The organism is Winogradskyella sp., assembly GCF_965228925.1.
GTDB lineage: Bacteria > Bacteroidota > Bacteroidia > Flavobacteriales > Flavobacteriaceae > Winogradskyella.
Window position 1 is genome coordinate 4535018 of record NZ_OZ245845.1, and the last position, 12836, is coordinate 4547853.

The following is a 12836-nucleotide window of genomic DNA, read 5'->3' on the forward strand; positions in this document are numbered from 1 at the left end:
ATGACAAAATTCAAATTCCAAATAGTTTTAATTATTATATCGCTTTTAATCAATCTAAGCTGTAAGGATTCAAATGAAAAATCAGAGGGTCCAGATGACACTTCGATTGCCAGTCCGACATACAAGACTTTGGAAGGCGCGGCGCTCAGTACAGGAGTTCAGAATGACAAAAAGTTGCCTAAAATTGAGCCCAATCGTTATAATGTCGCGTTTTTAATTATGGATGGTGTTTATAATACAGAGCTCACAGCCCCTTATGATATTTTTCAGCATACCATATTCCGAGATGGTATTAAAGCCATGAACGCCTTTACGGTGGCCAATACCAATGGCCCAATTACCACCTTTGAAGGGATGCGTTTAATCCCTGACTTTAACTATATTACGGATGATTTGCCAAAAATTGATATCCTTGTGGTCCCAAGTGCGGAACATCATTTAGATACCGACTTGGAAGACGAGGTGATGCTCAACTTTGTACGGCAGGTGGATAAAGACGCCCAATTTATCACCTCACATTGTGATGGTGCTTTTGTTCTTGCTAAAGCAGGCTTGTTAGATGGCGTGGTATCGACAACTTTCCCTAGCGATATCGATAAAATGCGTGAAATGTTTCCTCATTTAGACATTAGAAAAGAGGTGCTTTTTGTGCACGATGGGAAGTACATTACCTCAGCAGGAGGCGCAAAATCGTTTGAAGCCGCCCTTTATTTAAGTGAGTATTTATATGGCAAAGCCATTGCCCAATCCTTGGCCGGTGGATTGGTTATTGATTGGAATTTAGATCAAGTACCACATTTAGTTATTAAAACTAAATCCTATGAGAAATGAATGGGAAGAACTGCCGCTTTTTAAAAAGGCGATGGACATAGAAAAGTTGGTTGATCACATCGTTAAGGTTGTTGAACAAACAGATATTGAGTTTGAAGAAGACATCCAAGGCGAAATGATAAAGCATCACCTAGAATATCTTAGAAAAAACGCCATGGTTATTCCGGCTAAAATCGCTGGAGTCGCAAGCGAAGATACGATCTACGATTTACGTATGGAAAACGCTACAATCATTAGAAAAGCAGCCAGAGAATTAATTACTGATGCTAGAGGACTTCAAATGCACGGCTACAAGGATGAGGAGTATTTAGACCTTTTGAGAGCCGAAGTTGAAGCCTTTAGAATACTCTTCGCTGAATGGGTAAAAACGTTTGACCAGTGGAATTATATTATTGATCGTTGGGGGCTTTTCAATCCACCTGGAGTTAACTATGATGACCATGATCCAGATGATGATCTTCCAACCGATCCAGACCATTTTTTTAACGATAGTGATGATTGAATTTACAATAAATAAAGCTGTAATATACTCAGACTGTAAATTGAGGTCATATTAGTGCCCAATCTTCAGCAGATAGACCGGTAGAACAGGGATCTTGAATAAGATTCTCTATTCGATCTTAAAAAGGTTATTAATTAAATTTTATAATCCATATCTGCGGTGAGTCGCTTTATTTTTTTGCCTTTTTTTCTTTTCTTGACCACTTTAGCCATACCTTTTTGGATGACTGTTTTATTATCTTCTTGTTCTTCTTTCAATTCCTCTTCCGTAAACACCTTGGCCTCCTTTTCTTCTAAAAGTTTGTTGATACGTTTCATCTGCTTTTCGTCAGAATAATCGACCAGTTTAAATTTTACTCCTGCTGAAAATCCACCCATTACAGCATTTGTTTCAACCAAATAGATTTTACCTGCTTCAAGATCAGTTTCTATAAAATCGATGTTCTCTGCTTTGATCCAAAAAATACCTTCACCGGGATCACACTCATAGCGCACATAGTTTTTCCCCTTGTACTTTGCAATAATCTGTGATTTATCAAAGAGTCTAAAATTCATAAGCGCACCAAGGGATGTCGTTCTTAAAAAATAAATGACAGCCTTACCTTCTGATGGAGGCGTCAAGGCCTCTTGCGCATTGATTTGAGATTGACTACATAAAGAAATAACTAATATAAACGTAAGTGTTTGGAGTATTTTCATAAATAAAGTTTTAGGCGCTAAAAATAATAATTAAGATTTGGACTACAAGTATATGGGCTATCAAATTGGACTTATTTCTTTATATTGAACAACATGGGATAACACAATTTGTGTCCTACTTTCACCATAGGTAATGAGTTGGTCAATAAACGACTCCAAATGTTTCTGATTCTTTAAAACAACTTCCATAACAATATTGTCATTCCCAGTGATTCGGTAACAGTTAACCACTTCATCATAGGTTTTTACCTTTTCAAGAAAAGGTTTTAACATCCCCATAAATGCCCTTAAGGTAATTATGGCTTTTAATTGATAGCCCGCTTCAAATGGAGATACAAAGGTGGTATATCCCTGAATAATTTCGGCGTCTTCCATCTTCTTAATGCGCTCACTTACTGCTGGAGAACTGACTCCGACACGCCTTCCAATCTCTGCATTAGACATCCGTGCGTTCTCTTGAAGGCATTTTAAAATCTTCCAATTTAGGCTATCAATACTCATTTAATATTTTTTACAAAAATTAACATGTATTTTAAATCAAATATAGCATTTTACTTTAAAAAGTAAAGTATAATCTCATTACTACTCCGTAATTTCGTGTTAATTGCTATTGAAAATGAATTATAACCTACCGTCCCACTTATCAGAATTGCCTGTATATAAAAAGGCAATGGATATCATTATGCTTTCTCGCAGTATTTCTACCTATCTCAATCACGATTTATCGTATTTAAATCATGATGGTACCGAGGATAATGATATTTACTTCTCAGGAGATATTGTACAACAATCCTCTAATTTGGCACCAGAAATTATTAATGCCGAACGCGAGCGCTATTCTGAGAAAAAGCATAAGCATTTAGAAAGCCTAGAACGTCTTACCAATAAATTATACAGTAATTGTAGACGGCTAGAGCGCTCCAAAAGTAATGGCAGAGATTATCTACCTATTTTGAAAGGCGAACTTAAAACGTTTAGAAAGCTACAGCGTAGTTGGATGATGACACTCTAATCGTATTGCTTGCTATGTTTTAACGGTATGTCTTCTGACCGAACAGGTTATCAATACCAATTTCAAAGTACCCAACTACATAGTTCTTAGTTATTACATTTTCCATTATCGAACGCCCATTATTATAGATATATGTCGTCTTCTTTTAGGTTATGTCCATAAAAATTTAGGCATTGGGTAGTGATATTGTAAAAAGTTACAATACTTTTGATGCCTTTATGACATTTAATGTCAATTTTTTGAGGGCATGATCACATTTTATTTCACGGTATTTCTGTTACTTTTAATTGGGATTGGTATCTATTCCCATAAACTACGAAAAAACAATTCTGAAGATTATTTATTGGCCAGCAGTAATGTATCTCCTATGCTATCTGGAATTTCAGCGGCGGCTTCTACGTTCAGTGGCTTTATGTTCACCGGTTTTGTAGGCTATATTTTTGTACATGGCATATCGGCCATTTGGTTTATTTTCTTCATGTTTTTAGGAGAATTCCTGTCTACTAATTTCAATAAATTCATTCAGAAGCAAACAGAAAAAACGGGATCGTTAACCTATATAGAGCTTATTACCAAACTAACGGGAGGCTATGAATATTTGCGAAAGATCTTGGCCCTTGTCGTCGTCTTGTTCCTAGGCATCTATGCCTCTTCTCAGATCCTGTCGAGTACCAAAGCCCTTGAAGAGATTCTCAACTGGAACCAAGTATCCTCTATAGTCATAGCAGCCGTAATTATCCTAACTTACTCTTTCTATGGAGGTATTAGGGCTTCTATCTGGACCGATGCGGCACAAGGTCTCTTAATGCTGATTGCCGTCGGGCTTTTAAGTTATTATGCCTTAAACCAAATAGGAGGTATCACCAATCTATATACCGAGCTAGAACATATAGATTATGATTTAGTGAGCTTCTATCCCAAAGATTTAAAGTTTGGACTCTTTGCTTTCGCTATAGGTTGGCTATTTCACGGTATGGGGCTATTAGGTCAGCCCCACGTTATGAACCGATATATGGCATTAAAAAAGGGGAAAACAAGCTCTAGAAATGCGTCGCTCTATTTTATGTTTTTTACGATTCTATTTGTGAGTATGCTTTTTGTATTGTCTTTGACCATCCGTGTCTATTATGCCAATTCAACGTTCGATCAAGAGATAGCACTACTAAAATTCTCCAATGAGTTTTTTTCTGACTTCTTTCTCGGTCTAATTTTAGCCGGAATTTTTGCGTCGACCATATCCACTGCAGATTCTCAAATACTGGTCTGCTCTTCTGCTGTTGTAAGAGATTTATTTGCAAAGAAGATTTCCCCAAAAAAAGCGATTTATTATAACAAAATTGCCACATTGGCCATTACCGTTTTTATAGCTTTAATTGCGATCTATGGCAGTAAAAGTATTTTTAAAACCGTCGTAATGTCTTGGTCTGTCCTGGGTGTCGCCTTTACACCATTATTAGTATTGGCAATTCTCAAGCAAAAGGTTTCTCAGATTACGACTCTAGCGATGCTCATCTTTGGAGTAGGCACCACTATTGTTTGGAACGCGATTGGCTATGGCAGTAATGGTATACCCGCTTTTCTACCAGGATTCTTAGTAAGTCTACTCGTTTTTCTTCTGTCTGAAAAACTGATTATGAATAAGGTTCTAAAGAAAGCCTAAACAAAACATCAAAATCAACGAGACTCTTCGACAGGCTCAGGGTAAGCGATTCACACAATTTTACTATCGTAAAATTGGTTCTCTGGGACCCTTCGACAGGCTCAGGGTAAGCGATTCACACAATTTTACTATCGTAAAATTGGTTCTCTGGGACCCTTCGACAGGCTCAGGGTAAGCGATTCACACAATTTTACTATCGTAAAATTGGTTCTCTGGGACCCTTCGACAGGCTCAGGGTAAGCGATTCACACAATTTTACTATCGTAAAATTGGTTCTCTGGGACCCTTCGACAGGCTCAGGGTAAGCGATTCACACAATTTTACTATCGTAAAATTGGTTCTCTGGGACCCTTCGACAGGCTCAGGGTAAGCGATTCACACAATTTTACTATCGTAAAATTGGTTCTCTGGGACCCTTCGACAGGCTCAGGGTAAGCGATTCACACAATTTTACTATCGTAAAATTGGTTCTCTGGGACCCTTCGACAGGCTCAGGGTAAGCGATTCACACAATTTTACTATCGTAAAATTGGTTCTCTGCTTACATATTACGTCGATATTGGCCTCCAACCTCGAACAAAGCCGAGGTAATCTGACCTAAAGAGCAGACCTTACAGACTTCCATCAATGCTTCAAAGATATTTTTATTATTGATGGCCTTCATTTGCAAGTCTTTCAACAATGCCGATGTATCATGGGCGCCATGCAAATTCTGAAGTGTTTTTATTTGGAATTCCTTTTCCTCTTCTGTTGCTCTGATGACTTCCGCAGGCTGAACCGTTGGCGAGCCTTTACTGCTCAAAAAGGTATTCACCCCTATGATTGGGAATTCCCCGTTGTGCTTCAAGGTCTCATAGTACAAGCTCTCTTCCTGAATTTTAGAACGCTGGTACATGGTTTCCATAGCCCCTAATACGCCTCCTCGTTCTGTAATTCTATCGAATTCAGCCAAGACGGCCTCTTCCACTAAATCCGTTAACTCTTCAATAATAAATGAACCTTGGATCGGATTTTCATTTTTGGCCAATCCTAACTCTTTATTGATAATCAATTGAATCGCCATGGCACGACGTACGGATTCTTCTGTTGGCGTAGTAATAGCCTCATCATAAGCATTGGTGTGTAGCGAATTACAATTATCATAAATCGCATACAAGGCCTGAAGTGTGGTTCTGATATCGTTAAAGTCAATTTCCTGTGCATGCAAACTACGTCCAGAGGTTTGAATGTGGTACTTCAGCATCTGCGCTCGCGGATTTGCGCCATATTTGTGCTTCAAGGCTTTTGCCCAAATCTTACGTGCTACACGGCCAATAACTGCATATTCGGGATCGATTCCATTTGAAAAGAAGAAGGATAAGTTAGGTCCAAACTTATTAATGTCCATACCTCGACTTAAGTAGTACTCTACATAAGTAAACCCGTTGGCCAGTGTAAACGCCAATTGCGAAATAGGGTTGGCACCAGCTTCTGCAATATGATAGCCTGAAATAGACACCGAATAGAAGTTGCGCACGTTATGGTCTATAAAATACTCCTGTACATCCCCCATTAATCGCAGTGCAAACTCGGTCGAAAAAATACAAGTATTTTGTGCCTGATCTTCTTTTAGGATATCGGCCTGTACCGTTCCTCTCACTTGAGCAATTGTCTTTGCCTTGATGTCTCCATAAATTGCTGTTGGCAATACTTGGTCACCCGTTACGCCCAGAAGCATTAGACCTAAACCATCATTGCCCTCTGGAATGTCGCCGTTATAGGTTGGACGCTCCTTGCCTTTGTAGATGACTTTTATTTTTTGTTCAACTTCTTTTTCAAGTCCATTTTCCTTGATGTAGATTTCGCATTGTTGGTCAATGGCCGCATTCATAAAAAAGCCTAATAACATCGGTGCGGGACCATTAATCGTCATACTTACCGAGGTCATTGAATCCGCCAAATTGAACCCTGAGTATAACTTCTTGGCATCATCCAAACAGCAGATGCTTACACCTGCATTACCGATTTTTCCGTAAATATCTGGTCGGTAATCCGGATTATTTCCATAGAGTGTTACACTATCAAAGGCCGTGGATAGACGTTTTGCAGGCATACCCAAACTCACATAATGAAAACGTCGGTTGGTCCGCTCCGGGCCACCTTCACCAGCAAACATACGCGTCGGATCTTCACCTGTTCTTTTAAAAGGATATAATCCTGAAGCATAAGGAAATTCGCCAGGGACGTTTTCTTGCAAGCACCATTTCAAGATATCACCCCAAGCTTGATATTTAGGTAAGGCCACTTTTGGAATATCGGAATGTGATAAGGATTTGGTATGGGTTTCAATTTTAATTTCCTTATCCCTTACCTTAAACGCATATATAGGCGCTTTATAACGGTTTACTTTATCATCCCAACCTGTAATAATTTCCCAGTTGTAAGGGTCTAGGTTGAGTTTAACTCGGTCAAATTCGGCAAAAAGTAATTTTAAAAAGTCCTTACTGTCATTCTGAGCAACGCGAAGAATCTCATCTTGATCTATCCCGTTTTTTGTAAGATGAGATTTCTCACCTTCGTTCGAAATGACAGCCACAGAACAAATGGTTTTGTATATCCCATAAAGCTTTTGGGCAACTTCTACTTGAGCACTGGCCGTTTTATCATAGGCACGGTTATTCTCGGCAATTTCTGATAAATATCTTGTACGTGCCGGTGGAATAACAAATATCTTTTCGCTCATCTCCTTGGAAATCTCAAAAGTGGATTGTAAATCCGCTTCTGTTTTCTCTACAATCTTATCCATAATGGCCTTGTAGAGCGTATTCATTCCCGGGTCATTAAACTGTGAGGCGATGGTTCCAAAAACTGGCATAGTATTAGGATCAGCGTGCCAGAGATTATGGTTACGCATGTATTGTTTCTTGACATCGCGCAAGGCGTCTAAAGCGCCACGTTTATCAAACTTATTGATGGCTACCAAGTCCGCAAAGTCGAGCATATCGATTTTCTCTAATTGTGTCGCTGCTCCGAACTCTGGCGTCATCACATATAAGGACACATCGCTATGCTCTAAAATTTCAGTATCAGACTGTCCGATACCTGAGGTTTCTAGTATGATTAAATCGTATTCGGCAGCTTTTAAGACCTCAACAGCTTCATTCACATACTTAGACAGTGCCAAATTAGATTGGCGTGTCGCCAAACTGCGCATGTATACTCTTGGGGAATTAATAGCGTTCATTCTTATCCTATCCCCTAACAAGGCACCTCCTGTTTTACGTTTAGAAGGATCCACTGAAATCAATCCGACGGTTTTCTTTGGAAAATCGATCAAGAATCGACGTACCAACTCATCGACTAAAGACGACTTCCCTGAGCCGCCTGTACCAGTAATTCCTAATACCGGTGTTTTGGAATCTTTATTCTTTGCATGGATCGTCTCTAAGGCCTCCTTTGCAACTTCAGGAAAATTCTCGGCAGCAGAAATGACTCTAGCAATAGACTTTGGATGCTTTTCATGAAGGACCTTGACCTCACCATTCAATTGATCTCCTATAGCAAAATCAGATTTTTGTACCAAATCATTAATCATACCTTGCAATCCCATTTCCCGACCATCATCTGGTGAATAAATTCTGGTGATACCATAATCCATTAACGTCTCTATTTCTTCTGGGAGAATAACACCGCCGCCGCCGCCAAAGATTTTAATATGACCTGCACCCTTTTCCTGTAAGAGGTCGTACATATACTTAAAGTACTCATTATGACCTCCTTGATATGAAGTCATGGCTATGGCATTAGCATCTTCTTGAATCGCTGTATTCACAACCTCTTCAACACTTCGATCATGGCCTAAATGAATCACCTCTACGCCAGTGGCTTGAATAATTCTTCGCATAATATTGATGGCTGCATCGTGGCCATCAAATAAAGATGCGGCAGTTACAATTCGTACTTTATGCTTGGGCTTATAGGGAGCAACTTGTTCCATTCGTAAAAAAAAGACTTAATTGAACGACAAATTTACGGAATATTCAAAAAAGTATAGCAATAATTAACAATTATCTAAAACTTTCAGAAGCCACCCATAGCAAGGTAATTTGATTATTTTTATCAGCGCATTTAAGTTGACTTTCTATGAATAAGATTACCCTATTAATTCATTGCGATGACCAACCCAATATTATTGCTTCAGTAACCAATTTTATGGCTGAGAACGATGGAAACATTGTTTATATCGACCAGCATGTTGACAGAGAGCAAAACATATTTTTTATGCGCTTGGAGTGTGAGTTTGAATCCGATACATTTTCTGTTGAACACTTTAAGGAGGCATTCCGCAACACCTTAGTGGATCGATTTAAACTCAAATGGCGTATCTATGCTGCTGACAGGAAACCTCAAATGGCGCTGTTTGTCTCTAAATACGATCATTGCCTGTACGATATCTTAGGACGTTATAATTCTGGTGAGCTTTTTCTGGATATTCCTTTTATATTGAGCAACCACAAGGATTTAAAACCAATAGCAGACAGTTTCAACATCCCTTTTTATCACATACCGGTTACTAAGGACACTAAGCCCGAAGCAGAAAAAAAGCAATTAGATCTTTTAGAATCATACGATATTGACTTTATTGTTTTGGCGCGATATATGCAAATCGTTTCTAGTCGTCTTATCGATAGATACCCCAATAAGATTATCAATATCCACCATTCGTTTTTACCCGCATTTATTGGTGCTAAACCTTACCACTCAGCCTATAAAAGAGGAGTGAAAATCATTGGTGCTACGAGCCATTACATTACTGAAGAGCTGGATGCCGGCCCCATCATTGAACAAGACGTTACACGCGTGTCGCATACCCATTCCATTAAAGATCTTATAGCGAAAGGGCGGGATTTAGAGAAGATTGTGTTGTCTAATGCCATTAAACTTCATGCGGACCGAAAAGTAATGGTCTATAATAATAAAACCGTTATATTTTCTTAAACAATTCGCAGGACCAAAGCCTTTTATGTTTAGTACTAAACGGTTGCACATTTGACAAAAAAGTGACTTTTTTCAATCTTGTGTTTCTTAATTTAAATATAACTGTAAGATGACTTTTAAACTATATCTTTGTTTTCAATAAATACCCACACCATGATCAAACGAATTTTCACTCTATTTATAGCTTTTAATTTGATGGCCTGTGCCGAATTACAAAATGTCATTAACGACCTACCTCAAGGTGGTGGGCTCAGCAATGCCGATATGGCCGCTGGATTACGGCAGGCTCTAGACTTTGGCATAGACAAACAAGTCACCAAACTCACTCAGAGAGATGGCTTCTATAAAAATGAATTGGTAAAAATTTTATTGCCCGAAGAACTTCAAAAAGTTGATAATGCCTTAAGAAAAGTAGGTTTAAGTAGCTTGGCAGATGAAGGTATCAAAGCCCTAAACAGAGCTGCTGAAGATGCGGTTAAGGAAGCCACACCTATTTTTGTTAATGCTGTTAAAGATATTACCTTTAATGATGCCAAGAACATTCTCTTGGGAGAAGATGATGCGGCCACCAACTACTTAACATCCAAAACCCAAACAGCACTTTACAATAAGTTTAAGCCCGTCATTAGCAACTCGTTCGGTAAAGTTGGAGCGGATCAAATTTGGACCAATCTTATCACCAAATACAACAATTTACCCCTTACCAATGATGTCAATCCGGATTTAACGGATTATGTCACTACGGAAGCCTTAGAAGGTGTGTATACTATGATCGCGGTAGAGGAAAAAGAAATTAGAAACAAAGTATCCTCACGAACCACAGATTTATTGAAGCGGGTATTTGCGCTACAAGATTGACGAAAAATAGCTGTTCAATTTTTTTGATAATTTTTTAAACAATTTGTTAATTCGTATCTGAATATTTATTAATTTAACAACATTAATTAATCAATATTCAATGTTGTGTCTTATTCTGAAAAACTGCTTCAAAAGAAAACAGAGCTAAAGCAGCAATACCTACAACTCATAGAAGATGCCTATAATTTAAGGCAGACCGATCATGCGCTCAGTGACATTTCTGAATATAGAGCGACTAAAGTACTTCATGAAATAAACAAGCTGAAGTTTATTGTTGGAGATACAACAACTGCACAAACTCTTTAATTTTTTCGTTTATACCACCCGTCAAATTTTCTTGTAGGATACGTTTACCTTGTGCTTTTTCATGATTGATCTAGTTTCCAAAAAGGTTATTAAACTACATTTAATTATATGCTAATGTTAACATAACATTCAAACCGCAGAAAGTCAACATCTTTGCATAGCAAAAGAGATTAAGTCTTAAAAGAGATTAGAACAGTTAGTTAGATTAAGGTCGGTATTTTAGTTAGGTACCGACTTTTTTTATTTAGTATGCAGTGATTCAAAATAGCAGTAAGACTTTTGTAAACGACTACCATACCAAGAAAACAACTCCCCATCAACGATTTGAAAAGCCTTATCTGGGAACTTAGTTTTTAGTTCCTCAATATGCTTCTCTTTAAATGGATAGGGCTCGCTGGATAAAAAGATGAGCTCTGCGTTATGTAATGCTGGATGATTTAAATCAATTTCGGGATAACGCTTTTCATGTTCAAAAACATTGCTATAGCCTGCTTCTTTAAGCATATAACCTATAAAAGTACCTGAAGCGGCAACCATCCAAGGTTTTTTCCAGATAAAGTAGACCACCTTAGGCTCTTTTTGATGCGCTATTTTACTTTGAAATTGTGTTCGCTCCTTTTGAATGTTATCAATAATATTTGAAGCTCTGGACGTCACTTGAAATAGCTCACCATACATTTCAATGAGTTCAAAACAATCCTCCAAATCATTAATATCACTGATATGAACAGGTGCTATGTGCTCTAACTCCTCTATCATCTCTTTAGTATTCTCTTCTTTATTACAGAGAATGATATCTGGATGCAATGCTTTTATCTTTTGAAATTTGACTTGTTTGGTACCTCCTACTGCAACTTTTGCTTTGCGGAGATCATTAGGATGAACACAAAATTTAGTTAGCCCTACCAAAGCATTTTCTAAACCCAAATCGACTAATAGTTCGGTCTGTGAAGGCACCAAAGACACAATGCGTTTAGGTGTTTCTGGCAGTGTAATTTCTCTATTAAGCTGATCTTTGACAATCATTGAGATCAAAAACGCTTGAGTTCGGCTTCCATTTGAATCTGAAGCGCTTCTGCTTTTTTTGCTGCAGCTTCAGCAAAATCCGCTTCCTGAGATGCATAAATAATGCCTCTGGAAGAGTTAATCAACAAGCCTACAGCATCATTCATTCCATATTTACAAACCTCTTGCAAATTACCACCTTGAGCTCCTACTCCTGGAACGAGTAAAAAGCTATTTGGAATAATCTGTCTGATATCCGCTAAATACTCGGCTTTTGTGGCTCCCACCACATACATTAAATTCTCCGAATTATTCCAAGCCTTTGAAGTCTCCAAAACGTGTTTGTACAATTCCAAACCATCAATTGACTTGGTCTGAAAGTCAAATGCTCCTTGATTAGAGGTCAAAGCCAAAAGTATGGTATGCTTGTCCTTAAATGCCAAAAAAGGCTCCACAGAATCCTTACCCATGTAAGGTGCTACAGTAACGCTATCAAAACCTAAATCCTCAAAAAAGGCTTTGGCATACATGGTACTTGTGTTACCAATATCGCCGCGTTTGGCATCTGCAACTGTAAAAATATCCGGATGGTTGCTATTGAGGTAGTCTATGGTCTTCGCTAAGGCTTGCCAGCCTTTTATGCCGTAAGCCTCGTAAAATGCCGTATTAGGTTTGTAGGCGACACAGAGATGATGCGTTGCATCAATAATGGCCTTATTAAAAGCAAAGATTGGATCTTCTTCCTCCAACAGATGCTTTGGGATTTTATTTAAATCGACATCTAATCCTATGCAAAGGAAGGATTGTTTTTTGTGGATCTGGTCTATGAGTTGATTTGTTGTCATGTTTGTCATTCCTGCGAAAGCAGGAATCTTATATTTAAACTAATTCCTATAACATTGGATTCCTGCTTTGCGCCACTGCTTTCAGCCTTCGTAGCATACTTCGGCGAAGTAGGCAAAGCTTTAGGCGGCACGCTGTCGCAGG

General features: G+C 38.4%; 12 protein-coding genes. 7 read left to right on the forward strand and 5 right to left on the reverse strand.

What is annotated here, in order from left to right; all coding sequences use genetic code 11:
• Both ACO052_RS19055 and ACO052_RS19060 read left to right on the forward strand, forming a co-directional pair.
• Positions 1–831 carry a DJ-1/PfpI family protein gene (locus tag ACO052_RS19055; protein ID WP_422105384.1) on the forward strand — a complete coding sequence of 277 codons (831 nt, stop codon included), beginning with the start codon at positions 1–3 and terminating at the stop codon, positions 829–831.
• Positions 821–1333: a hypothetical protein gene (locus ACO052_RS19060; protein WP_422105385.1), complete on the forward strand. Its 513-nt coding sequence runs from the start codon at positions 821–823 to the stop codon at positions 1331–1333. Before ACO052_RS19055 ends, ACO052_RS19060 begins: the two co-directional genes overlap by 11 nt.
• A 134-nt stretch (positions 1334–1467) precedes the next feature.
• On the opposite strand, the gene ACO052_RS19065 is transcribed toward ACO052_RS19060, so the two are convergent.
• Together ACO052_RS19065 and ACO052_RS19070 are read right to left on the reverse strand one after the other, a co-directional pair.
• Positions 1468–2031, reverse strand: coding sequence for a hypothetical protein (locus tag ACO052_RS19065; protein ID WP_422105386.1), 564 nt, complete (start codon positions 2029–2031; stop codon positions 1468–1470).
• Between the two features lie 60 nt (positions 2032–2091).
• Positions 2092–2532 (reverse strand): Lrp/AsnC family transcriptional regulator, encoded by a 441-nt coding sequence (locus ACO052_RS19070; protein ID WP_422105387.1) that lies wholly within the window; start codon positions 2530–2532, stop codon positions 2092–2094.
• A 115-nt stretch (positions 2533–2647) separates the two neighbouring features.
• Between ACO052_RS19070 and ACO052_RS19075 the strand changes: the two genes are divergently transcribed.
• Both ACO052_RS19075 and ACO052_RS19080 read left to right on the forward strand, forming a co-directional pair.
• Positions 2648–3043 (forward strand): hypothetical protein, encoded by a 396-nt coding sequence (locus ACO052_RS19075; RefSeq protein ID WP_422105388.1) that lies wholly within the window; start codon positions 2648–2650, stop codon positions 3041–3043.
• A gap of 247 nt (positions 3044–3290) precedes the next feature.
• Positions 3291–4703 carry a sodium/proline symporter gene (locus ACO052_RS19080; protein ID WP_422105389.1) on the forward strand — a complete coding sequence of 471 codons (1413 nt, stop codon included), beginning with the start codon at positions 3291–3293 and terminating at the stop codon, positions 4701–4703.
• A 541-nt stretch (positions 4704–5244) separates the two neighbouring features.
• Here ACO052_RS19080 and ACO052_RS19085 read toward each other — a convergent pair.
• Positions 5245–8679, reverse strand: coding sequence for a methylmalonyl-CoA mutase family protein (locus ACO052_RS19085; RefSeq protein WP_422105390.1), 3435 nt, complete (start codon positions 8677–8679; stop codon positions 5245–5247).
• A 146-nt stretch (positions 8680–8825) separates the two neighbouring features.
• On the opposite strand from ACO052_RS19085, the gene purU reads away from it, so the two are divergent.
• From purU to ACO052_RS19100, 3 genes are all read left to right on the forward strand, one after another.
• Positions 8826–9680, forward strand: a complete 855-nt coding sequence (gene purU / locus ACO052_RS19090) for a formyltetrahydrofolate deformylase (RefSeq protein ID WP_422105391.1) — start codon at positions 8826–8828, stop codon at positions 9678–9680.
• Positions 9681–9833: 153 nt separating this feature from the next.
• On the forward strand, positions 9834–10538 hold the full coding sequence (locus ACO052_RS19095) for a DUF4197 domain-containing protein (RefSeq protein WP_422105392.1): 705 nt from the start codon (positions 9834–9836) through the stop codon (positions 10536–10538).
• 105 nt (positions 10539–10643) lie between these two features.
• Positions 10644–10844, forward strand: coding sequence for a Lacal_2735 family protein (locus ACO052_RS19100; RefSeq protein ID WP_422105393.1), 201 nt, complete (start codon positions 10644–10646; stop codon positions 10842–10844).
• 240 nt (positions 10845–11084) lie between these two features.
• On the opposite strand, the gene ACO052_RS19105 is transcribed toward ACO052_RS19100, so the two are convergent.
• Positions 11085–11870: an ABC transporter substrate-binding protein gene (locus ACO052_RS19105; protein WP_422105394.1), complete on the reverse strand. Its 786-nt coding sequence runs from the start codon at positions 11868–11870 to the stop codon at positions 11085–11087.
• Positions 11871–11875: 5 nt separating this feature from the next.
• Positions 11876–12694, reverse strand: coding sequence for an orotidine-5'-phosphate decarboxylase (pyrF, locus tag ACO052_RS19110; RefSeq protein WP_422105395.1), 819 nt, complete (start codon positions 12692–12694; stop codon positions 11876–11878).
• Between the last annotated feature and the right edge of the window lie 142 nt (positions 12695–12836).